At 70.1% G+C, this 21805-nt stretch carries 18 protein-coding genes; 10 read left to right on the forward strand and 8 right to left on the reverse strand.

The features are described 5' to 3' along the window. Positions 1-178 precede the first annotated feature (178 nt). A complete protein-coding gene (locus BM085_RS31825; RefSeq protein ID WP_093890575.1) occupies positions 179-1810 on the forward strand; it encodes an RNA polymerase sigma factor in 1632 nt (543 codons plus the stop codon). Between the two features lie 194 nt (positions 1811-2004). Here BM085_RS31825 and BM085_RS31830 read toward each other — a convergent pair whose 3' ends face one another. Continuing rightward, the gene (locus BM085_RS31830) at positions 2005-2745 is read right to left on the reverse strand and encodes a YaaA family protein (RefSeq protein ID WP_093890576.1); all 741 of its coding nucleotides are present in this window, start codon (positions 2743-2745) and stop codon (positions 2005-2007) included. Positions 2746-2790: 45 nt separating this feature from the next. Here BM085_RS31830 and BM085_RS31835 point away from each other — a divergent pair, with 45 nt between their 5' ends. Continuing rightward, a complete protein-coding gene (locus tag BM085_RS31835; RefSeq protein WP_245789821.1) occupies positions 2791-3519 on the forward strand; it encodes a GNAT family N-acetyltransferase in 729 nt (242 codons plus the stop codon). A 3-nt stretch (positions 3520-3522) separates the two neighbouring features. Here the strand turns inward: BM085_RS31835 and BM085_RS46335 are convergent, their stop codons facing one another. Continuing rightward, positions 3523-3753, reverse strand: coding sequence for a DUF7455 domain-containing protein (locus BM085_RS46335; protein WP_012893512.1), 231 nt, complete (start codon positions 3751-3753; stop codon positions 3523-3525). Positions 3754-3992: 239 nt separating this feature from the next. Here BM085_RS46335 and BM085_RS31845 point away from each other — a divergent pair, with 239 nt between their 5' ends. Continuing rightward, complete coding sequence (locus BM085_RS31845; protein WP_177245372.1) at positions 3993-6065, forward strand: DNA gyrase/topoisomerase IV subunit B; 2073 nt, start codon at positions 3993-3995, stop codon at positions 6063-6065. A 494-nt stretch (positions 6066-6559) separates the two neighbouring features. Here BM085_RS31845 and BM085_RS31850 read toward each other — a convergent pair whose 3' ends face one another. Then, positions 6560-7087, reverse strand: coding sequence for a beta-class carbonic anhydrase (locus BM085_RS31850; protein WP_177245373.1), 528 nt, complete (start codon positions 7085-7087; stop codon positions 6560-6562). Positions 7088-7220: 133 nt separating this feature from the next. Between BM085_RS31850 and BM085_RS31855 the strand changes: the two genes are divergently transcribed. Continuing rightward, entirely contained in the window at positions 7221-7538 is a 318-nt protein-coding gene (locus BM085_RS31855; protein WP_093890533.1) for a hypothetical protein, read from the forward strand. A 349-nt stretch (positions 7539-7887) separates the two neighbouring features. Further along, complete coding sequence (locus BM085_RS31860; RefSeq protein WP_093890534.1) at positions 7888-8253, forward strand: VOC family protein; 366 nt, start codon at positions 7888-7890, stop codon at positions 8251-8253. A gap of 90 nt (positions 8254-8343) precedes the next feature. On the opposite strand, the gene BM085_RS31865 is transcribed toward BM085_RS31860, so the two are convergent. Together BM085_RS31865 and BM085_RS31870 are read right to left on the reverse strand one after the other, a co-directional pair. Continuing rightward, positions 8344-10839 carry a DNA gyrase/topoisomerase IV subunit A gene (locus tag BM085_RS31865; RefSeq protein ID WP_093890535.1) on the reverse strand — a complete coding sequence of 832 codons (2496 nt, stop codon included), beginning with the start codon at positions 10837-10839 and terminating at the stop codon, positions 8344-8346. 320 nt (positions 10840-11159) lie between these two features. Continuing rightward, a complete protein-coding gene (locus tag BM085_RS31870) occupies positions 11160-11765 on the reverse strand; it encodes a GNAT family N-acetyltransferase (RefSeq protein WP_093890578.1) in 606 nt (201 codons plus the stop codon). Positions 11766-12036: 271 nt separating this feature from the next. Between BM085_RS31870 and BM085_RS31875 the strand changes: the two genes are divergently transcribed. After that, positions 12037-12885, forward strand: a complete 849-nt coding sequence (locus BM085_RS31875; protein WP_031170059.1) for a TauD/TfdA dioxygenase family protein — start codon at positions 12037-12039, stop codon at positions 12883-12885. Here BM085_RS31875 and BM085_RS31880 read toward each other — a convergent pair. Beyond that, positions 12855-14486, reverse strand: a complete 1632-nt coding sequence (locus BM085_RS31880) for a SulP family inorganic anion transporter (RefSeq protein WP_093890536.1) — start codon at positions 14484-14486, stop codon at positions 12855-12857. The genes BM085_RS31875 and BM085_RS31880 overlap by 31 nt on opposite strands. A 182-nt stretch (positions 14487-14668) precedes the next feature. Between BM085_RS31880 and BM085_RS31885 the strand changes: the two genes are divergently transcribed. Further along, complete coding sequence (locus BM085_RS31885; RefSeq protein WP_093890579.1) at positions 14669-16738, forward strand: RecQ family ATP-dependent DNA helicase; 2070 nt, start codon at positions 14669-14671, stop codon at positions 16736-16738. Positions 16739-16866: 128 nt separating this feature from the next. Here the strand turns inward: BM085_RS31885 and BM085_RS31890 are convergent, their stop codons facing one another. Beyond that, entirely contained in the window at positions 16867-18336 is a 1470-nt protein-coding gene (locus BM085_RS31890; protein WP_093890537.1) for an MFS transporter, read from the reverse strand. 123 nt (positions 18337-18459) lie between these two features. On the opposite strand from BM085_RS31890, the gene BM085_RS31895 reads away from it, so the two are divergent. From BM085_RS31895 to BM085_RS47550, 3 genes are all read left to right on the forward strand, one after another. Continuing rightward, positions 18460-19113 (forward strand): TetR/AcrR family transcriptional regulator, encoded by a 654-nt coding sequence (locus BM085_RS31895; RefSeq protein ID WP_093890538.1) that lies wholly within the window; start codon positions 18460-18462, stop codon positions 19111-19113. Positions 19114-19187: 74 nt separating this feature from the next. Beyond that, on the forward strand, positions 19188-19388 hold the full coding sequence (locus BM085_RS31900) for a ferredoxin (RefSeq protein ID WP_093890539.1): 201 nt from the start codon (positions 19188-19190) through the stop codon (positions 19386-19388). Further along, positions 19385-20809, forward strand: coding sequence for a cytochrome P450 (locus BM085_RS47550; RefSeq protein WP_425443287.1), 1425 nt, complete (start codon positions 19385-19387; stop codon positions 20807-20809). Before BM085_RS31900 ends, BM085_RS47550 begins: the two co-directional genes overlap by 4 nt. A 50-nt stretch (positions 20810-20859) precedes the next feature. Here the strand turns inward: BM085_RS47550 and BM085_RS31915 are convergent, their stop codons facing one another. Beyond that, positions 20860-21756 (reverse strand): carbohydrate kinase family protein, encoded by an 897-nt coding sequence (locus BM085_RS31915; RefSeq protein WP_177245374.1) that lies wholly within the window; start codon positions 21754-21756, stop codon positions 20860-20862. Positions 21757-21805: the final 49 nt, after the last annotated feature.

Raw genomic sequence — 21805 nt, forward strand, 5'->3', positions numbered from 1 at the left:
GGTCGGCCTAGGGTGGAGGGCAACCGCCAGGAGGCGGCCGTATGGATCACGGTGTCGTGCCACAATGCTGGACAGGTGCGTCGCGGTTCGCGGCCTCGTTCATCATGACAACTAGAGGTATCTGCCCCTAGTGGGCATCTGGGTCCATTCTCGTCACGCTTTCCTTCGAGAGGTGTTCGTGTCGCCTGCAAGTTCGACTCGCTCGAAGCCATCCGAGCTGAACGAGCCCGTCATTCAGCAGCTGATGGAGCGGGGGCGCTCGCAGGGGTTCCTCGAGTCCGAGGATGTCCGCAAGGCCGTCGAGGAAGCGGACATTCCGATGGCGCAGGTCGCTGGAATCCTGCGCAGCCTCAGCAAAGAGGGCATCACCGTACGACTGACTGCTGAGGACTCCGCGGCTCCCAAGAAGTCTCGGACTTCGACCAAGCGCCGTACCCCCGCCGCTCCCGCCACAGTCAAAAAGACCAAGACCGCCGCGGCGGCCAAGGAGCAGCCGGAGACCGTCACCGCGGTCGTCGGCGGCTCCGAGTCCGCGCCCGCGGCCAAGAAGCCGACGGCTCCCGCCAAGAAGGTCGCCCCGGCTGCCAAGAAGCCGATCCCCGGACCGCCGCCGAAGAAGGCCGGACCCGAGGGGCCCGCACTCGCGGCCAAGTCCGAGCCCAAGCCCAAGACGGCCGGCGGCGAGGACGACGAGGTCATCGAGCTCGAGGACGACGTCGAGATCGAGGACTTCGACCTCGAGGCGGAGGTCGAGACGGAAGTCGAGGTCGAAGTCGAGGCCGAGACCGAGACCGAAGAAGAGCCGAAGGTCGAGGCCGTCGAGCAGAACGAGGACGAGGTCCTCATTCTCTCCGACGACGACGACGACGCTCCCGTGCCGCAGGTCGCCGCCGCCGGCGCCACGGCCGACCCGGTCAAGGACTACCTCAAGCAGATCGGCAAGGTCCCCCTGCTCAACGCCGAGCAGGAGGTCGAGCTCGCCAAGCGCATCGAGGCGGGTCTGTTCGCCGAGGAGCAGCTCGGTACCGACGGGGACAAGCTTCCGGTGGACGTCCGCGCCGAACTCGAATGGATCGCCGAGGACGGTCGCCGGGCCAAGAACCACCTGCTGGAGGCCAACCTCCGTCTGGTGGTCTCGCTGGCCAAGCGCTACACCGGCCGCGGCATGCTCTTCCTGGACCTGATCCAGGAGGGCAACCTGGGCCTGATCCGTGCGGTCGAGAAGTTCGACTACACCAAGGGCTACAAGTTCTCCACCTACGCCACGTGGTGGATCCGGCAGGCGATCACCCGCGCCATGGCCGACCAGGCGCGGACCATCCGCATCCCGGTCCACATGGTCGAAGTGATCAACAAGCTCGCCCGGGTCCAGCGGCAGATGCTGCAGGACCTCGGCCGTGAGCCCACTCCCGAGGAGTTGGCCCGCGAGCTCGACATGACCCCTGAGAAGGTCGTCGAGGTCCAGAAGTACGGCCGTGAGCCGATCTCCCTGCACACCCCGCTGGGTGAGGAGGGCGACAGCGAGTTCGGTGACCTCATCGAGGACTCCGAGGCGATCGTCCCGGCCGACGCGGTCAGTTTCACGCTCCTGCAGGAGCAGCTCCACTCCGTTCTGGACACCTTGTCCGAGCGTGAGGCGGGCGTGGTCTCGATGCGTTTCGGTCTCACCGACGGTCAGCCGAAGACGCTGGACGAGATCGGCAAGGTCTACGGGGTGACGCGCGAGCGCATCCGGCAGATCGAGTCCAAGACCATGTCCAAGCTCCGCCACCCGTCCCGGTCCCAGGTCCTGCGCGACTACCTGGACTGAGGTCTCTTCCGGCGAGGGCCCGTGCCATCCGGCGCGGGCCCTGCGTCGTTGGAGGGGGAGAGGCCGGGCTCCCGGCCGGACGTGACGTCCGACGCTGTCCCGCGCCATGTCGCGACGCGGCCGGCGGGGGCCTGCCGGATGCCGCGACGTGGTCGCGGGTCACACCGTGACGGATGCCATGACGTGGTCGCGGGTCACACCGTGACGTCGAGGGTCCACGACCGCCTGCCCGCGGGGGGCCGGCCGAGGGTTACGGTGTGGCCGAGGCTGTCGAGGACCTTGACCAGCTCCTCCGGAGTCTGCGGGTCGCAGTCTCCCTCCAGCAGGGAACGGGCGATCACTCCCCGGGTGGCCTTGGCCATGTGGCTGACGACCTTGCCGTCCTTGAGCACCCGTACGGCCACGGCCCGGCCGCCGGGCTGCCAGGCCGTCGCGTAGGTGCTGGAGCGCATGTCCACCACCAGGCCGGGTTCGGCGTCGAGAACCGGGGTGACGGATCGGCGCCAGTAGGCGCCCAGCCCGCCCAGCGGCGGCAGCTTCACACCCATGGACAGGCGGTACGGCGGCACCCGGTCGCCGATCCGCAGCAGGCCCCAGAGGCCGGAGAAGATCACAAGGCTCTCCGCGGCGCGCCCGGCCGCCCCGGAAGACAGCGAGGCCAGGCCGAGGTGGTCGTAGAGCACCCCGGTGTAGAGCTCGGCGGCCGTCAGGGTGGGAGCCCCCCGCAGATCCCGGTTCTTGCCGATCTCGCCAAGCTGTCCCTGCGACAGTCCGAGCACGCTCTGCGCCCCGGATCTCGCGCAGAGCGCGACGAGCGCCTCCAGGACGACCTCCCGGGAGGTGTTCAGGGACGGGAAACTCAGCCGGGACAGCTCAAGAGCGGGGCCGTTGCCCAGCTCGGCCTTTCCCTCCGACGGCGGCAGCAGAATCAGCACAGTCACCGAGCGTAGTGCGGCGGACGGGGACTAGGCTCCACGGCCATGAACGGATCCACGGCCGTGAACGATGAGGTCTTCGCCCGTCTTGTCGACCAGGCATGGCCTGCCGTCGACCGGGTGGACACCGGAGGATGGGTGCTGCGCGCCATGGACGGGGTGACCAAGCGGGCCAATTCGGTGCTGCCGCTGGGGGAGCCGGAGGATCTGGACGCGGCCATCGCCGAGGCCGAGAAGTTCTACGCCGATCGGGGGCTGCCGTGCGTGTTCTCCGTGAGCGGAGGTGCGACTCCCGGGCTGGACGAGGCGCTGCGGGCGCGTGATTATCGGATGGTGGACCCCACACTGGTGATGACGGCGCCGCTGGCGCGCGCCGTACCGGCCGCGGCAGGGGTCGAGTTCGCGCGGACGCCGTCACAGGCATGGCTGGACACCTGGTGGAGCGTGGACGGGAGATTCGGTGACGAGGGCTTGGCGACGGCCGCGCGGATCCTCACCGGTGTGCCCGCCGTATACGTCTCGCTGGGACGCCAGGCCGTCGGGCGGGGCGTCAAGCAGGGAGAATGGTTCGGGATCTACTCCATGGCGGTGCTGCCGCACGCGCGGCGCCGGGGCCATGGGCGAGAGATATTGCGTGCCCTGCTCTCACATGCGCGGGAGCAGGGCACACGGAAGGCATATTTGGTCGTGGTGGAATCGAACGCCGCGGCCCGGTCGCTCTACGAGCAACAGGGCTTCACGGTGTCGGGCCGATATCACTACCGGGTCCGGTGATTCCTACCGTTCGTCATTGTTCGCGGTTGCAGGGGTGTCGCTGAGGCGTGCCGACTCGTCCTGGATGTCGGCGCCCTTGGCTCTCAGCACAGCTACGTGCTGCCGCCCGTGGTGGGCGCAGAAAAGCAGCTCCCCACCTACGGGCAGGGTTGCGCGGATGTAGGCCTGGGCGCCACACCGGTCACAGCGGTCCGTGGCCGTCAGCTGCTTGGCGGGGGCGAGGGTTCCAGTCACGTATCGCCTTTCAGGTCATCCCCTTGTGGAGGATCTGGCGTCAGTCACTTGAGAGAACATCTAACCCGATGCGAACGTTCCCAACCGACCCCCCGCTACGCCGAGAGCGGAAAGTGTCCGAAAGTAACGGCGAGCACGCCGGAAGTAACACTGTTGGCTACCTGATGGCAAGCTTGTACACGCCGCGCCGGGAAGGACGGTAGGCTGCGCACACGTGTTCGAGCAGAGTGGGAGTGGGTGTGACCGCAGTTAGCGTGGAGGCGGGTTATACAGCCCGTCATCTGTCGGTTCTGGAGGGTCTCGAAGCCGTCCGCAAGCGCCCGGGCATGTACATCGGGTCGACTGACAGTCGCGGTCTCATGCACTGCCTCTGGGAGATCGTGGACAACGGGGTCGACGAGGCCCTGGCCGGCTACTGCGACCGCATCGAGGTCGAGCTGCACGCCGACGGATCCATCGAGGTGCGTGACAACGGCCGTGGCATCCCGGTCGACGTCGAGCCCAAGAGCGGCCTGGCCGGAGTCGAGCTCGTCTACACCAAGCTGCACGCGGGCGGGAAGTTCGGCGGCGGCTCCTACGGCGCCTCGGGCGGCCTGCACGGAGTCGGCGCCTCCGTGGTCAACGCCCTGTCCTCCCGGCTGGACGTCGAGGTCGACCGCGACGGCCAGATCCACGAGATCAGCTTCCGCAGGGGTGTTCCCGGCGTCTTCGACGGCGACGGGCCCACCGCCAAGTTCAAGAAGAAGTCCGGTCTGCGCGACGGCGGCAAGCTCGCCCGCAAGGTCACCGGCACCCGCGTCCGCTTCTGGGTGGACCACCAGATCTTCCTGCCCGAGGCCGAGGTCTCTCTCGACGAGATCCACGTCCGCCTCCGCCAGACCGCCTTCCTGGTCCCCGGCCTCACCCTGGCCGTGCGCGACAGCCGGGGCGAGGAGGCCGTCGAGGAGGAGTTCCACTTCGACGGCGGGATCTCGGAGTTCACCGAGTTCCTCGCCCGCGACGAGGGCGTCTGCCAGGTGCTGCGACTGCAGGGCGTCGGCCACTTCCACGAGACCGTTCCGGTCCTCGACGACCTGGGGCACATGACCCCCACCGAGGTCCAGCGCGAGCTCACCGTGGACGTCGCGCTGCGCTGGGGCAAGGGCTACGACACCACTGTCCGGTCCTTCGTCAACGTGATCGCCACCCCCAAGGGGGGCACCCACGTCAACGGCTTCGAGCGCGCCCTGGTCCGCACGCTCAACGAGCAGCTGCGCGAGACCCGCCTGCTGAAGAACGGCGACGCCCCGGTCACCCGGGAGGACATCCTGGAGGGCCTCACCGCAGTGGTGACCGTCCGGGTGCCCGAGCCGCAGTTCGAAGGGCAGACCAAGGAGGTGCTGGGCACCTCGGCCGCCTCCCGGATCGTCTCCCACGTCGTCTCCCGTGAGCTCAAGGAGCTGTTCACCAACCCCTCGCGCGCGCTCAAGCCGCAGTTGCGGGCGGCCCTGGAGAAGATCGTCGCAGCGGCCAAGGCCCGCATCGCCGCCCGCGAGCATCGCGACAACCAGCGGCGCAAGACCGCCCTGGAGAACTCCGCGCTCCCCGCCAAGCTGGTCGACTGCCGCAGCGACGACGTGGACCGCAGCGAGCTGTTCATCGTCGAAGGCGACTCGGCGCTGGGCACCGCCCGCGCGGCGCGTGACTCGGAGTTCCAGGCGCTGTTGCCGATCCGCGGCAAGATCCTGAACGTGCAGAAGGCGTCCGTCGCCGACATGCTCAAGAACACCGAGTGCGCTGCGATCATCCAGGTCATCGGCGCGGGCTCGGGCCGCTCGTTCGACATCGAGGCCGCACGCTACGGCAAGGTCATCCTGATGGCCGACGCCGATGTGGACGGCGCGCACATCCGCTGCCTGCTGCTCACCCTGTTCCACCGCTACATGAGGCCGATGGTCGCGGCCGGTCGCGTCTTCGCCGCCGTCCCGCCGCTGCACCGGATCGAGGTCACCAACCCCGGTCGCGGTCAGAGCAAATACGTCTACTGCTACTCCGACGCCGAGCTGCACCGGGTCCTGCGCGACCTGGAGCGTCGTGGCAAGCGCTGGAAGGACCCTGTGCAGCGCTACAAGGGTCTGGGGGAGATGGACGCCGACCAGCTGGCCGAGACGACCATGGAACCCCGTCACCGGACCCTGCGCCGGGTCAGGATCGAGGACGTCGAGGCGGCCGAGGGCATCTTCGATCTCCTGATGGGCAGCGATGTGGCCCCCCGCCGGGAGTTCATCGTGGGCAGCGCGGCCGAGGTCGACCGCGACCACATCGACGCCTAGCTGTATCGACCACGGGCGTTGTCGACAGCTGGGCTTGATCGGCACGAAGGCCTCCGGATGTGGTGGAGACACCGTCTTCACCGTTCGGCCGGAGGTCTTCACGGCCCGTGCTGACGCCCGCCCAACCGTTCACGGACGCGCCCTGCCGGTACGGCGCGTCCGCATCGACGGCTGAGCCGTACGGCAGCCGCCACCGGCTGAGCCGGCCCTGCGGGCGGCAGCCGCCGGGCCGGGACGACGCCTGCGGTCGCGACGTCCCGTGGTGTCGCCGCTCCGGTCAGCGGGCGACGGCCGGCCTGTCCCGTCGCCGGACCGGTGGTGTGGCCGGTCCTGTTATCGGACCACGGCGGTGTGGCCCGTCCCGTCACCGGACCGGCGGGTGTGGCCGGTCCTGTCATCGGACCACGGCGGTGTGGCCGGTCCGGTCGCGGGCCGGGGCCGGCGCCCGGGTTCAGCGGGCTCTCCGGTGCACCCGCCCCGCGACGGGCGGGGCGCTACACCTCGACCGGCATGAGCTTGCCGGTGCGCACGTCATAGATGGCGCCCCCGACGGCCAGGTTCGGCGGGAGGAACGGGCTGGTCCTGATGCGGGTCAGATCATGGCGCAGGGCGGCATCCTGGTCGGGGACGGTGTGGAAGTCCAGGCTCCGAGTATCGACGCCGTGCTGTGCGGCGAGCTTGTGCACGTCGTCGTCGGTGCTTTTCGACATGCCGCAGTCGGTGTGCGGCATGACCAGCACCCGGTTCACCCCCAGGAGGTAGACCGCCAGCACGAGTGTCCGTAACACGTCGTCGGTCACCCGGGCGCCGGCGTTGCGCAGGATCTTGGCGTCACCGGCTTTCAGACCGAACACCCCCAGCGGATCGATCCGGGAGTCCATGCAGGTGACTACTGCCAGGCCGCGTGCTGCCTTACCGGTCAGGGCGGCGTCGGTGAAGGTGGTGGAGAACTCCTTGTTGGCGGCCAGCAGGTCGTCGAAGGCACTCACGTGAACACCTTTCGGTCGGCGGAATCGACGCATTTATGATCCTGCATGCTCTTTTCGGAAAAGTTTCCGGGGGGCCTGTCCGGCTCGACTTGGGGAAGATCCCACACTTCCCCTTCACTATGAGTGATGATGTCGTGACCTAAAGCGCGGAAATCTGGAGAGGGTCATGAGCAGGATCGAATCCCTGGCCGAATATCTGCGTGCCGAGGGCAGGCGGAAGCTGGACCGGGTGGAGGTCCGCGACGGGGGCCGCAACGCCCGCTCGGCGCTCGCCCTGCTCGACGCGGCGGCCTACACCCGCTCGCTCGGCGACGACGACCCGCTCATGGCCGTTCTCGTGGAGACCGGATGTTTCGGCCCGCACGGCTTCGATGACTTCCAGCCGGGCGAGCAGGTGGCGGGGATCGTCCGTTCCTGGGAGTCCGGTGAGCCCTGGCAGTTGCTGATGGCGATCCGGCTCGCTCTCCAGGGGTCGCCGGCCTGATCGGCGACGCTCCGTCGCCCGGTCTCCCGATGCCGGAGCCGTGGCCGGGATTCCCCGAGAAGCCGGACGCCGGGCCGGGTTTCCTGGCTCCGGTGGGCTCGTCCGCTCCAGGTCGCCGTTGCCGTACGGGCGGTGTCGGCCCTGGGAGAACGTACGGGCGGTGTCGGCCCTGGGAGACGCAGCGCTGCCGGTTTGAGCCCGCCCGCCGGGGAAACACGGATCAAGGCCGCGGTGGTGGCGCTGGGCCGGCGGGCTCCGTGTGCGCTGAGCATGCTCGGCGCCAGACGTCGTTGAAACCCCAGGCAACACCGCCATAAACTTGATGACGGTGTCAACCCTGGAGGCAATCATGGCAATCGCGCGGATGCGGTCGGTGGTTCTCGACTGCCAGGACCCGAAGCGTCTGGCTGATTTCTACAGCGCGATCCTGGGCTGGGCGATCACCTCGGTCGAGGACGACTGGGTGGTCGTCACCGACGGGCGGCCGGAACGGATCTGCTTCCAGCTCGTCAAGGACCACCAGCCGCCCGACTGGCCCCACCCCGACCGGCCCCAGCAGCTCCACCTGGACCTGACGGTGGACGACCTCGACCAGGCGGAGGACGAGGTGCTCGCCCTGGGCGCGGTCAAACACCGATACCAGCCGAGTGAGAACGACAGTTTCCGTGTCTTCCTCGACCCGGCCGGGCACCCGTTCTGCCTCTGCGCGGACTAGGCGCTCCGCACGGGCCGAGGTCTCCCCGGGGTCTTCCGTGGAGCTTTTAGGACTTCACGCCTCTGAGAGCTCCACGGAAGATCCGGAGGGTCACTGCTCCGAGGGGGCCGGCTTCCCGGCGGCGGGCTCCCCGCCGGACGCGCCGAGGGCGCCGCCCACGGCCGCCACCGTGTGGGTGAGACGGACGCCGGAACCGTCACGGCGGCCCAGCTCCTCCGGCAGCGGGACCGGCTTGCCGACGGTGGAGACCGCACGGGCCGGTGCGGGACCCGCCCAGGCGAGGAGCAGAACGTCTTCACCCTTGAGGAAACGCTGGACCCGGACGCCGCCGGTGGCGCGCCCCTTGGCCGGATACTCGGCGTAGTCGGAGATCTTCGCGCCGCCGATCTGGGTGCCGGGCAGCGCGGTGGAGGACCCCGCGATCGTCACGACCCGGGACTCGCGCGCCGGATCGACCACACCGAACCAGATCACGGTGGCACCGCCGTCCAGGCGGACGCCCGCCATGCCGCCCGCCGGGCGGCCCTGCGGCCGGACGTTGACGGCGGGATAGCGCAGCAGCTGGGCCTCGGAGGTGATGAAGACCAGGTCGTGATCCTCGGCGGTCAGCTCCACCGCCCCGACCACGGTGTCGCCGTCCTTGAGCCCGATGACCTCGAAGTCGTCGCGGTTGGCCGGATAGTCGGGGACGACCCGCTTGACCACGCCCTGCGCGGTCCCCAGAGCCAGGCCGGGGCCGTCGGGATCGAGTGAGCCGATGCCGACGACCGTCTCACCCGGGTTCAGCGTGACGTGCTCGGACACGGGGTGTCCGCCGGACAGCGACGGCGGGTTGGCCGAGGGGGGCAGCGTCGGCAGGTCGACCACCTGGACGCGGATCATCCGGCCCTGGTTGGTGACCACGCCCACCTCGCCCCTGACCGTGCTGTTCACCACGGAGACCAGCACGTCGTGGGCCGAGCGGTCACCCTCGCCGGCCAGCGGGGAGGCGTCGGTCGTACGGGCCAGCAGTCCGGTCGAGGAGAACAGCACCAGACACGGGTCGTCGGCCACCTCCAGCGGCACCGAGGCGTTCCTGGTGATGCCGGAGGACTCCAGCAGCACCGTACGGCGCGGCGTGCCGAAGGTCTTGGAGACCTGGGCGAGCTCGTCGGAGACGACCTTGCGGAGCTTGTCCTCGGACGACAGGATCGCGGTCAGCTCGGCGATCTCGTTCTCCAGGGTCTCCTTCTCCCCGTCGAGCTCCAGCTTGTCGAAGCGGGTCAGGCGGCGCAGCGGGGTGTCCAGGATGTAGGCGGCCTGGATCTCCGACAGCTCGAAGACCTCCATCAGCCGCTCGCGGGCCTGGGACGAGTCGTCCGAGGAACGGATGACCTGGATGACCTCGTCGATGTTGAGCAGGGCGATGATGAGGCCCTCGACGAGGTGGAGACGGTCCTCGCGCTTGCGGCGGCGGTAGGCCGAACGGCGGCGGACCACGTCGAGGCGGTGGTCCACATAGACCTGGAGCAGCTCGCGGAGGCCCAGCGTCCGCGGCTGGCCGTCCACCAGTGCGACGTTGTTGATGCCGAAGGTCTCCTCCATCGGCGTCAGCCGGTAGAGCTCCTCCAGCACGGCCTCGGGGATGAAGCCGTTCTTGATCTCGATGACCAGGTTCAGGCCCTTGTGCCGGTCGCTGAGATCCTTCAGGTCGGAGATGCCCTGGAGCTTCTTGGCGGTGACCAGCTCTCTGATCTTGGTGACCACCCGCTCGGGGCCCACGTTGAACGGCAGCTCGGTGACGATGATGCCCTTGCGCCGGGGGCTGACCTGCTCCACGGAGCACTTGGCGCGCATCCGGAAGGTCCCCCGCCCCTTGGCGTAGGCGTCGCGGATGCCGTCCAGGCCGATGATGGTGCCGCCGGTGGGCAGGTCGGGGCCCGGGATGAACCGCATCAGGTCGTCGAGTGTGGCGTCGGGCTTCTTGATCAGATGGCGGGCCGCGGCGACGACCTCGACGAGGTTGTGCGGCGCCATGTTGGTCGCCATGCCGACCGCGATGCCGGTGGCCCCGTTGACCAGCAGGTTCGGGAACGCCGACGGCATGACCGTGGGCTCGGTCTCCTGGCCGTCGTAGTTGGGCTTGAAATCGACGGTGTCCTCGTCGATCGACTGCACCATGGCCATGGCCGCGGCGGCCAGCCGGGCCTCGGTGTAACGCATCGCGGCGGGCAGGTCGTCGGGGGAGCCGAAGTTGCCGTGCCCGTCGATCAGCGGCAGCCGCATCGAGAACGGCTGGGCCATGCGGACCAGCGCGTCGTAGATGGCGGTGTCGCCGTGCGGATGCAGCTTGCCCATCACGTCGCCGACGACCCGTGACGACTTGACGTGTCCCCGGTCGGGCCGCAGGCCCATCTCGCTCATGGAATAGAGGATGCGGCGCTGGACCGGCTTGAGGCCGTCCCTGGCATCGGGCAGCGCACGCTGGTAGATGACCGAGTATGCGTATTCGAGGAAGCTGGTGCGCATCTCGGCGGAGACGTCGATGTCGACGATCCGCTCCTCGAAATCCTCGTCAGTCGGGGGTGTGGTCGTCCGTCGGGCCATCTGATTTCCTGCGCGGGCACCTCGGCTTTCAGACCGAGAGGGAAGCGCATCCTCCTTCTGTCTTCGTGGTGTGACGGTGGCCGTCGGCTCGCTGGGGGAGCGTCGGGCCAGGGTGCGGGGTATCGGTATATCCCGTGCGGGTGGCGATGCGGTAGCGTACGGCGACGCGTTCTGTGCGCTCACGCGCGGGGAACGGAGTCATCGCAGGCACCTCCTTGATGATGACGGGGGTGATCCGCGGGCTCAACCCCGATCGAGGCGACCGGACACTGCGCCGCGACTCGATACCATACTCACGCCGTCCGACACTTACGGCCCCTCTAGCCGGCATCCGGTGCGGCGCCGGGCGTGCGGCGGAGGCGAGGACCGGCTCCCGGCCACGGACCGGGCGTGGGTCCCTCATGCTCGTCTCCGGGGACGTTCAGCCTGCTGTCGTAGATCCGGAACCCCCGCGCCCGGTAGTTGGCGAGCGCGACCGGACTGTCGAGGGAGCAGGTGTGCAGCCACACCCGCCGGGTGGGCTCCCGGTCCGGCTGCCGTTCGGCCAGGTCCCATGCGCGGGCCGTACCGGTCTCGAGCAGGTGGCCGCCCAGGCCCTTGCCGACCGCCCAGGGCAGGAGGCCGAAGCAGGTGATCTCGACGGCCGCGTCGTCACCGGGCATGAGCTCGACGTAGCCCGCCGGGGTGCCGCGGTGGTAGGCGACCCAGGTCTCCACGCCGCGCTCCAGCCAGTCCGCCCACTGCTGCCAGGTCCACGGCAGTCTCTCGGTCCAGTGCCAGTCGCCGCCCACGGCCGTGTTCAGGAACCTGCTGAACTCGGGCGAGACGACCTCGGCGCGCACGATGTCGACCTCGATCGCCGGCGGCTTGGCGGTGAGCAGGTCGGAGCGTGAGGTCTGCTCGAGGTACCAGGTTGTGACGTCCATGATGAGATGCATCAAACCATGGCGCGGAGCCCGGCTGATCCGTCCGTCCACGCCCTGGCCGCCCGTCCGCTGCGCCGGCGCCCCTCCTCCGGGTTCCCGTTCCCCCGTCCCGGGCGCCCGCGGACACTTTCTCCCCGGGCGGGGCAGGACATATCCTTGACCAAGCGGTTGCTTGATTGGCGCGGTCGGGCAATGCTCGTGACAAGGGGTCGGCCAGAACTTCCCGGCCCCCGGGACCGGCGTGTGGCCACAAACGGAGGGCGTCCACAAGATGATCGAGTTCAAGCCCGTCACCAGGCACATCGGCGCCGAGGTGAGCGGTGTCGACCTGCGCAAGCCACTGTCGGAGGGCGAGGTCCAGGAGATCCGCCGGGGCTGGCTGGAGCACAAGGTCCTCTTCTTCCGCGACCAGCACATCAACGACGAGGAGCACGTCCGCTTCGCCGAGAACTTCGGCTCGATCAACCACCCGGCTTTCAAGAAGGACGGCGGCAGCCCGATCCACGTCCTCGACCAGACCGACCCCAAGGGGGAGGGCGGCGACGAGTGGCACAGCGACAACACCTTCGAGCCGGTCCCGCCGATGGGTTCGCTGCTGCGCTGCGTGCAACTCCCCAGTGTCGGCGGCGACACCATGTGGGCCAACTCCTACCTGGCCTACGAGACGCTCTCCCCGCCCATCCAGCGGTTGTGCGACGAGCTCACCGCGATCCACGACATCACGGCCTCGATGAAGAAGGCCATCTCCAAGGGCCACGACTTCGATCTCGCCGAGATCCAGGCCAAATGGCCGCCGATCGAGCGCCCCGTGGTGCGGGTGCACGCCGAGACCGGACGCAAGGCGCTGTTCGTCAACCGGGCCTCCACCACGCGGCTGGTGCAGCTGTCCGACCGGGAGAACGAGGCGCTGCTGCCGTACCTGATCGACCACATCCGCTCTCCCGAGTACCAGGTCCGGCTCAAGTGGCGGCCGGGCACGCTGGCCTTCTGGGACAACCGCAGCACCCAGCACTACGCGGTGGCCGACTACACCGAGCGCCGCCGCATGCACCGGGTGACCGTCAACGCCTTCCCCGAGCACGCGGACGCTCAGGGGCCGGAGGAGCCGGAGGCGCGGTAGGCGGCGACGGCGGCGTCCACGGCCGGGTGCATCCGCCCCCGGCCGGACAGCCGGTCCCAGGCGCCCGTGCGCCTGAGCATCTCGATGGGCTCGCGGCTGTCGAGGGCGACCCAGAGGTCGACGCCGCGCTGTTCCAGCGTGCCGTGGAACTCCCCGGCCGCCGACAGCGCGGTGAGGTCCATGCCGGGCACTCCGGTCAGGTCGAGGAGCAGCGCGTGAGGGCGGGGGGTGGCGGCCCCGACGAGCGCCGTCACCCGTTGCGCCACCCGGCGGGCGTTGGCGAAGTACAGACGGCTCTCGATGCGCACGATCAGCAGCCCCGGCTCGGTCTCGTCCGAGGGATGGCGCCTGAGGTCCCGGTAGATCCCCGAGGCGGGATCGCGGCCCAGCGGGTAGATCGCCGGATTGTCCACCTGGTGCAGCAGCAGGAGTATCGAGATCAGGACCGCGGCCGGCACGCTCTGCATGATGCCGAAGCCGACCGCCACCAGCATCGTGAGGCAGGCGAGCGCGGCCTCCGACCGCCTCACCCGCCAGATCGCCGCCAGGCCGCGGACGTCGATCAGGCGCGCCGCGATGGTCATGACGAGCCCGCCCAGGGCGGCTCCGGGCAGCGGGGCCAGGGCCGGGGCGAGGAAGACGAGCACCAGCGCCGTGCAGAGCGCGGTCACGATCTCGGCCCGCTGGCTCCGGGCGCCGGAGGCGTCGTTCACCTCGGTCTGCGTCATCCCGCCCGCCGCCGGGTAGGCCCGGAAGATCCCGCCCGCGGCGTTCGCCAGCCCGAGTGCCAGCAGTTCCCGGTCGGCGTCGAGCGGCGGGTCGTCCCGGTGCCGGAAGATCCTCGCCGCGCTGATCGACTCCACGAAGGCGAGCAGCGCCATGCCGAGGGCCATCGGCGCCAGGACCCGGACCAGGCCGGGATCGGGCAGGAGCGGGGCAGGCAGGCCGCCGGGCACCTCGCCGACGGTGGCCACGCCGTACGAGGGCAGGTCCGCGAGGGCGCTGACCAGCGTGACGGCCGCGATCGCGACCAGCGGGCCCGGCACGTGGGGCACGCGCCGCAGCACGACGAGCAGCAGGATGGTCGCGCCCGCCACGAGCATCGTCGGCAGGTGGGCGTCGCCCAGCCTGCCGAGGGCGGACAGCAGCCGGTCGACGACTTTGTCCCCCTCCGTCCGGACGCCGATGACCGTGCCGAGCTGGCCGGCCGCGATGGTCAGGCCGATGCCGCTCTTCAGGCCGGTCATCACCGGGTCGGAGATGAAGTCGGCGAGGAACCCCAGCCGCAGGACGCCGGCGATCAGAAGGATCGCCCCGGTCAGTACGGCCAGCGTGGCGGCGGCCGTCATCGGCGAGGTGCCCGGCGGGGTCGCCGCGAGGGCGGCGGCCGTCAGGGCGGACAGGGTGGAGGTGGTGCTCACCGACAGCGGGCGGGAGGTGCCGGCCAGCGCGTAGGCGACCATGGGGACCAGCGCGCAGTACAGGCCCGCCTGCACCGGCAGCCCGGCGATGGTGGCGTAGGCCGCGGCCTGGGGCAGGACGACGGACGCCGTCGTCACCCCCGCGACCGCGTCGGCGCGCAGCCTGTTGAGGTTCGGCATGTGGGTGAAGCGCGATTCTGGTCGGTGTGCCGGGCCGGTCACCCCACTCTCCTACCGGCGCCCGGAGACGGAGCCGAAGGCGGCCCGGCGGTTCGGTCAAGGTTCGGCCATCGCCGCCGGACGGCGTCCGGAGTGAAACAGTCAGCGGGACCTGGTACCAATGACCGGTGAGCGAAGAGCAGATGCTGCGAGAAGAGGCCGAAGGGCGGCTGCGGGCGCTGGCGGGCGAGCACGCCCGGCTGCGCGAGGACCAGTGGGCGGCGATCAAGGCGTTGGTCATGGACCGCCGCAGGGTGCTCGTGGTGCAGCGGACCGGCTGGGGCAAGTCGGCGGTCTACTTCATCGCCACCGCGCTCCTGCGCGAGCTGGGCGAGGGGCCGACCGTCATCGTGTCGCCGCTGCTGGCGCTGATGCGCAACCAGATCGCCGCCGCCGAGCGGGCCGGGATCAACGCGGTCACGATCAACTCGGCCAACCCCGAGGAGTGGGAGCAGATCTACGGCCAGGTCGCCGAGGGCATGGTCGACGTGCTGCTGGTCAGTCCCGAGCGGCTCAACAACCCCGACTTCCGCGACCAGGTCCTGCCCGAGCTGGCCGAGAGCGCGGGGCTGGTCGTGGTGGACGAGGCGCACTGCATCTCCGACTGGGGCCACGACTTCCGCCCCGACTACCGCCGGCTGCGCACGATGTTCGAGGAGCTGCCCGAGGGCGTGCCGATCCTGGCCACCACCGCCACGGCCAACGCCCGGGTCACCCACGACGTCGCCGAGCAGATGGGCGAGGAAACGCTCGTCCTGCGCGGGGCGCTGGAGCGCGAGAGCCTCCATCTGGGTGTCGTACGGCTGCGCGGCGCCGAGCAGCGCCTGGCCTGGCTCGCCCAGACCCTGCACGAGCTGCCCGGCTCCGGGATCATCTACACGCTCACCGTGGCCGCCGCCCAGGAGATCGCCGCCTACCTGCGCGAGCAGGGGCACGAGGTGGCGGCCTACTCCGGGCAGACCGAACAGGCCGAGCGGCTCGCCGCAGAGCAGGCCCTGCTCGACAACAAGATCAAGGCGCTGGTCGCCACCTCCGCGCTGGGCATGGGATACGACAAGCCCGACCTCGGCTTCGTCGTCCACGTCGGCGCGCCGCCGTCGCCGGTGGCCTACTACCAGCAGGTCGGCCGGGCGGGGCGCGGGGTCGAGCGGGCCGAGGTGATCCTGCTGCCCGGCGCCGAGGACCGGGAGATCTGGGCCTACTTCGCCTCCCTGGCCTTCCCGCCCGAGCCGGTCGTGCGGACCGTGCTCGCCGCCCTCGAGGAGGGGGGCGTGCTGTCCACGGCCGCGCTGGAGAACCGGGTGGACCTCAGCCGCACCCGGCTGGAGACCATGCTCAAGGTGCTCGACGTGGACGGCGCGGTGCGCCGGGTCAAGGGCGGCTGGGAGGCCACCGGCGAGGCCTGGGGCTACGACGCCGACCGCTATGCCAGGGTCGCCGCGGAGCGCGAGGCCGAGCAGCGCGCCATGCTCGACTACCTCGACAGCACCGAGTGCCGGGAGATGTTCCTCCGCCACCGCCTGGACGACGACACCGCCACGCCGTGCGGGCGGTGCGACAACTGCACCGGAGTGCACCGCTCGCCCGAGGTCGAGGAGCGGGCGGTGGAGCGCGCCGCCGAGAGCCTGCAGCGGCCCGGCGTGGAGATCGAGGCGCGAAAGCAGTGGCCGACCGGGCTGACCGACCTCAGGGGCCGGATCAAGCCCGAGCTGGGCGCCGAGCCCGGCCGCGCCCTGGGGCGGTTGACCGACATCGGCTGGGGCAACCGCCTGCGCGGCCTCCTGGCCGAGGGCGCCCCCGACGGCCCGGTCCCCGACGACGTCTTCGCCGCGGTGGTCAAGGTGCTGTCGTCCTGGGAGTGGACCCAGCGCCCGATCGCGGTGGTCGCGATGCCCTCCGCGGGCCGTCCCCAGCTTGTCCGCAGCCTGGCGGAGCGGCTGGCCCAGGTCGGGCGCCTGTCCTATCTGGGTGACCTCGGATACCGGTCGGGTCCGCCCGGCCGCCAGTTCAACAGCGCGCAGCGCGTCCAGGCCATCCGCGGCACGCTCGCCATGCCCTCGGCGCTCGGTGCCGCCGTCGCCGGGGCGGGCGGTCCGGTCCTGCTGGTCGACGACCGCGTCGACACCGGCTGGAGCATGACGCTCGCCGCCGCCATGATCCGCCACGCCGGGGCCCCCGCCGTGCTGCCGCTCGCCCTGGCGGTGACGAGTTAGGGCGTGTCGGGCGTTCACCGGGTCGGTGCCGGAGCGGTCCGCGTAGGTGACAACCGGTCGCCGCGCGATCTTCGGCATACGGCGTGCTCAGCGGAGATCCGTACACGCCCCCGGCTCCGTCCCCGTGGCTACGGAGCGGCGTCGGCGGGTACCGCGGAGGCCGCGTGCGTTGTCGGTATGGCGGAAGCCGGGCGCCGGCCGGGCAGGAAGGCCGCGAGGGCGAAGGCGACGAGGGCCGCGCCTGCGCCGATGGCCATGACCAGGCGCAAGCCGTTCTCGGAGGGGACGGTGGCGGAGCCGAGCGTGATGGTCATCTGGGCCAGGACGACGCCGGCCACCGCGCTGGAGGTGGAGGTGCCGATAGACCGCATCAGTGTGTTGAGGCTGTTGGCGGCGGCTGTCTCCGACATGGGTACGGCCGCCATGATGAGCGCGGGCATCGCCCCGTAGGCGAGACCGATGCCGGCTCCGATCACGGCGGAGACAAGCACGAGATGCCATATGGCGGACATCATCGCGACGCTCAGGCCGTAGCCGGCGGCGACCACGACGGCGCCGAGCATCAGCGTCACCTTGGGGCCCCTGGCCTTCGAGATCCGCGCGGACAGCGGTGCCATGGCCATCATCACCAGCCCGGAAGGTGCCATCACCAGACCCATGGCCAGCATCGACTGCCCCAGCCCGTAGCCGGTGGCCTCCGGCAGCTGCAGGAGTTGCGGGAGCACCAGGGACATCGCGAACATCGCGAACCCGAACACGGCGGACGCGAGGTTGGTGAACAGCACCTGGCGGCGTGCGGTGGTGCGCAGGTCCACCAGCGGTTCCCCGGTGCGCAGTTCCCACCAGCCCCACAGCACCAGCACGACGACCGAGGCCCCGAACAGGCCGGTGGTGAGGGCACTGGTCCAGCCCCAGTCGGCGCCCTTGGAGATCACCAGCAGCAGGCAGAACAGCCCGGTCGACAGTCCGGCCGCACCCACCAGGTCGAAGCGGCCTCCGCTGCGGACCGCGGACTCCGGCACGAGCGTCAGCACGAGCACGGCGGCGAGGGCGCCGAAACCCGCCGACACCCAGAACAGCACGTGCCAGTCGGTGTATTCGGCCAGGAGGGCGGCGGCGGGCAGGCCGAGCGCGCCGCCCACGCCCAGCGAGGCGCTCATCAGCGCGGTCGCCGCGCCGAGACGTTCGCTCGGCAGCTCGTCGCGCATGATGCTGATCCCCAGCGGGATGACGCCGGCTGCCAGCCCCTGAAGCGCCCGTCCGACGACCATGGGCGCCAAGGTGTGGCTGAGAGCGGCGACGACCGAACCGGTCACCAGCAGGGCGATGCTGATCAGGAGCATGAGCCGCTTGCCGTACATGTCTCCCAGCCGCCCCACCACCGGCGTCGCGACGGCGCCCGCCAGCAGCGTGGCGGTGATCGCCCAGCTGGTGTCGGCCGCCGAGGCGCTCAGGAGTTTCGGGAGTTGGGGGATCAGCGGGATCACGAGGGTCTGCATCAGCGAGACCACGATCCCGGCGAGGGCGAGCACCACCACGACGGTGTTCGCCCGCGGCGGGGCGGACGCCCCGGCAGGTTCGGCAGGGACATGGGGCACGGGTAAGCCTCCGTTTTGGCAGGTGCGGATCGGGCGACTCGATAGACTTTAAATCAGTCGCTTGACTTAAATTAGCAGCCCAGGTTAACTGACGATGAGCCGAAGGCCGGTTCGGGGGAGGTCATGGTGGGCAGGACTGTCCGCGCCGAGCGGGTCGGTGCGACGCGGGAGTCGATCCTGACGGCGGCGGAGCGGTTGTTCGCCGAGCACGGGGTGGTCGCCGTGTCCAACCGTCAGGTCAGCGAGGCCGCCGGGCAGGGAAACAACGCCGCGGTCGGCTATCACTTCGGCACCAAGGCCGATCTGGTCCGCGCCATAGTGCGCAAACACGCCGAGCGGATCGAGCAGGTGCGCCTGCGGATGCTGGCCGAGATCGGCGACAGCTCGGATGTGCGGGACTGGGTGGCCTGCCTGGTGCGCCCGAGCGCCGAGCATCTGGCCGCCCTGGGCAGTCCTCCCACGTGGTACGCCCGCTTCGGCGCCCAGGTGATGACCGACCCCGCACTCCGCGAAATCATGGTCGACGAGTCTCTCACCTCGCCGTCGTTGCACCGGGTCATCGACGGGCTGAACCGGTGCCTTCCCGAACTGCCGGCCGAGGTGCGTGCCGAGCGCGGTGACATGGCCCGGCAGCTGATGGTGCACATGTACGCCGAGCGTGAGCGCGCTCTCGCCGAAGGCGCCCCCACACCCCGGTCCAGCTGGCACGACGCCGCGACCGGATTGATCGACGCGATTGTCGGGCTGTGGCTGGCACCGGTCACGTCCTGCCCGTGACGGAGCCGCGGCCGGCCCTTCCGTAACTGGATCCGTCGCACCTCAGCGGATTGTGGACAGAGGAGGAACTGACGTTGAAAGTCACTGTGGACGAGGACAAGTGCTGCGGTGCCGGCCAGTGCGTGCTGATCGCACCGGAGGTGTTCGATCAGCGGGAGGACGACGGGATCGTGATCATCCTCGACGCGGAACCCCCTGAGCAGCTGCGTGTCCCGGTCCGCGAAGCCGCCGGCGTGTGCCCGGCCGCCGCGATCGTGCTGAGCGAGATCGCGTGAACGTTCCCTCCGGCGTGCTGGCGCTACGGGCCAAGCAGCAGGAGGGACCGCTCGCCAGGGTCCGCCTGTGGGACGGCAGCACCCCGTGGCTGGTGACCCGTTATGCCGAGCAGCGGGCACTGCTGGCCGACCCGAGGGTCAGCGCGGACATCAGCCGGCCCGGCTATCCGAGCTCGGCCCCCGTCAACGGCTCGTCGACGGTCAGCTTCATCCTGATGGACGATCCCGAGCATGCCCGGCTGCGGCGGATGGTGACGGCGCCGTTCGCCATCAAGAGGGTGGAGGCACTGCGACCGGCCGTACAGAAGATCGTCGACGAGCTGATCGACGACATGCTCGCCGGCCCGAAGCCGGTGGACCTGGTCGAGGCGTTCGCCCTGCCGGTGCCCTCACTGGTGATCTGCGAGCTGCTCGGAGTGCCGTACAGCGACCACGACTTCTTCCAGGACAACAGCAAGACCATCATCAAGCGGGACGCGTCGCCCGAGCAGCGGATGGCCGCCCTCGGCCACCTGGCGGGCTATCTGGACAACCTGCTCGACGAGAAACTCGCCAGCCCCGGCGACGACATGCTGTCCCGGCTGACCGAGCGGATCAAGACCGGGGAGCTGTCCCGGCGGGAAGCGGCCCAGATGGGGGTGCTGCTGCTGATCGCCGGTCACGAGACCACCGCGAACATGATCGCGCTCGGCACGCTCGCCCTGCTGGAAAACCCCGACCAACTGGCCCTCCTGCGCGACACGGACGACGAGAAGCTGGTCGTCTCGGCGGTGGAGGAACTGCTGCGCTACCTGCACATCACGCACAACGGGCGGCGCCGGGTGGCGCTGGAGGACATCGAGATCGCCGGACAGCTCATCCGCGCCGGCGAGGGGCTGATCATGGCCAACGACATCGGCAACCGCGACCCCGACGCCTTCCCCGACCCCGACCGGCTGGACATCCGGCGCGACGCCCGCCACCACGTGGCCTTCGGCTTCGGGGTGCACCAGTGCCTGGGCCAGCCGCTGGCCCGGCTGGAACTGCAGATCGTCTACAGCACCCTCTACCGGCGCATCCCCACCCTGCGGCTGGCCACGGATCTGGAACAGATCCCGTTCAAGCACGACGGGTCGGTCTACGGAGTCTACGAACTCCCCGTGACCTGGTGGCTCTTCCCCCGCACAGCGGACAGACAACGACCACGACAACCAAGAGGATCTCATGAAAGTGACCATCGACCAGGACAAGTGCGTCGCTTCCGGACAGTGCGTGGTCGCCGCCGCGGACGTGTTCGATCAGCGCGACGAGGACGGCATCGCCGTGCTGCTCAACCCCGACCCGCCGGCGGAGCAGGCCGCCGACGTCCGGCACGCGGCGGTGGTCTGCCCGGCGCTGGCCATCCACATCGAGGAGTGACCTCCGGGCCGATCCAGTCGTGACCATGGCGCTTCCACCCCGGCCCTGTCGGCGGTGGAAGCCCCCCGCGGGATCAGAGGCGGGGACGGGCGCCCAGGTGGGAGATGGCCCGGGATGCCAGGCGGCAGCCGGAGGCGAGGGCCTCGACGGGGGGCTTGCCCTCCAGCCAGGCGGGCAGGAAACCGGCGGTGAACGCGTCACCGGCACCGGTGCCGTCGACCACGCGCTCCACGCTCTCGGCGGGGGCCTTGACCGGCTCGGCGCGGCTGTTGGCGTTGTACCACAGCGCGCCCTCGTCGTTGAGCTTGACGACGACCTGGGGGAACCAGGCGGTGAGCACCTTCGCGGCGGCGGCGGGATCGTCGCGGCCGGTCAGGACCTTGGCCTGGTCGGTGTTGGCGAACAGCAGCTTGGCGTTCTGGGTCCACTCCAGGAACGGCTCCGCCCCCGTGCGCTCCAGAGGGGCGGAGGAGGAACAGTCGACCGAGACGGACATCCCGGCGCGGCCGGCCATCTCCAGGGCGGCGAGACCGGCCTCACGGGAACCCTCATTGATCAAGGTGTAGCCCGACAGGTGCAGGTGGCCGCCCTGGGTGAACAGGTCGCGGGGCAGGTCCTCGGGGGACAGGGCGGCATTCGCCCCCGGATCGGAGAGCATGGTGCGCTCGCCCTTGTGCGTGACGAGCACCACGCAGGTGCCGGTCGGCCGCTCGGGATCCATGACGAGGCGGGCGTCGACGCCGTAGCCCATCAACTCCATGTCGCGGTTACGCCCCGTGATGTCGGCGCCGCGACGGCCGATGAAGGCCACCTCGGCACCCTCGACGGCGAGCCAGGAGGCGATGTTGGCCCCGGAACCCCCGCCGTGCATGGTGACGATCGCCGGTGTGTCGCTGGCCCTGGCCAACGGGTAGCGAGCCCGCGCGACCGCGTCGGTCATGAGATCGCCCACCACGACCACCCGCGTCATGATGTCACCACCTTGCTGCCTTCGATGCTGACGTGCCTCTAGCCGCGAA

Origin of the sequence: Streptosporangium canum, from assembly GCF_900113865.1 — a bacterium.
Taxonomy (GTDB): Bacteria; Actinomycetota; Actinomycetes; order Streptosporangiales; family Streptosporangiaceae; genus Streptosporangium; species Streptosporangium canum.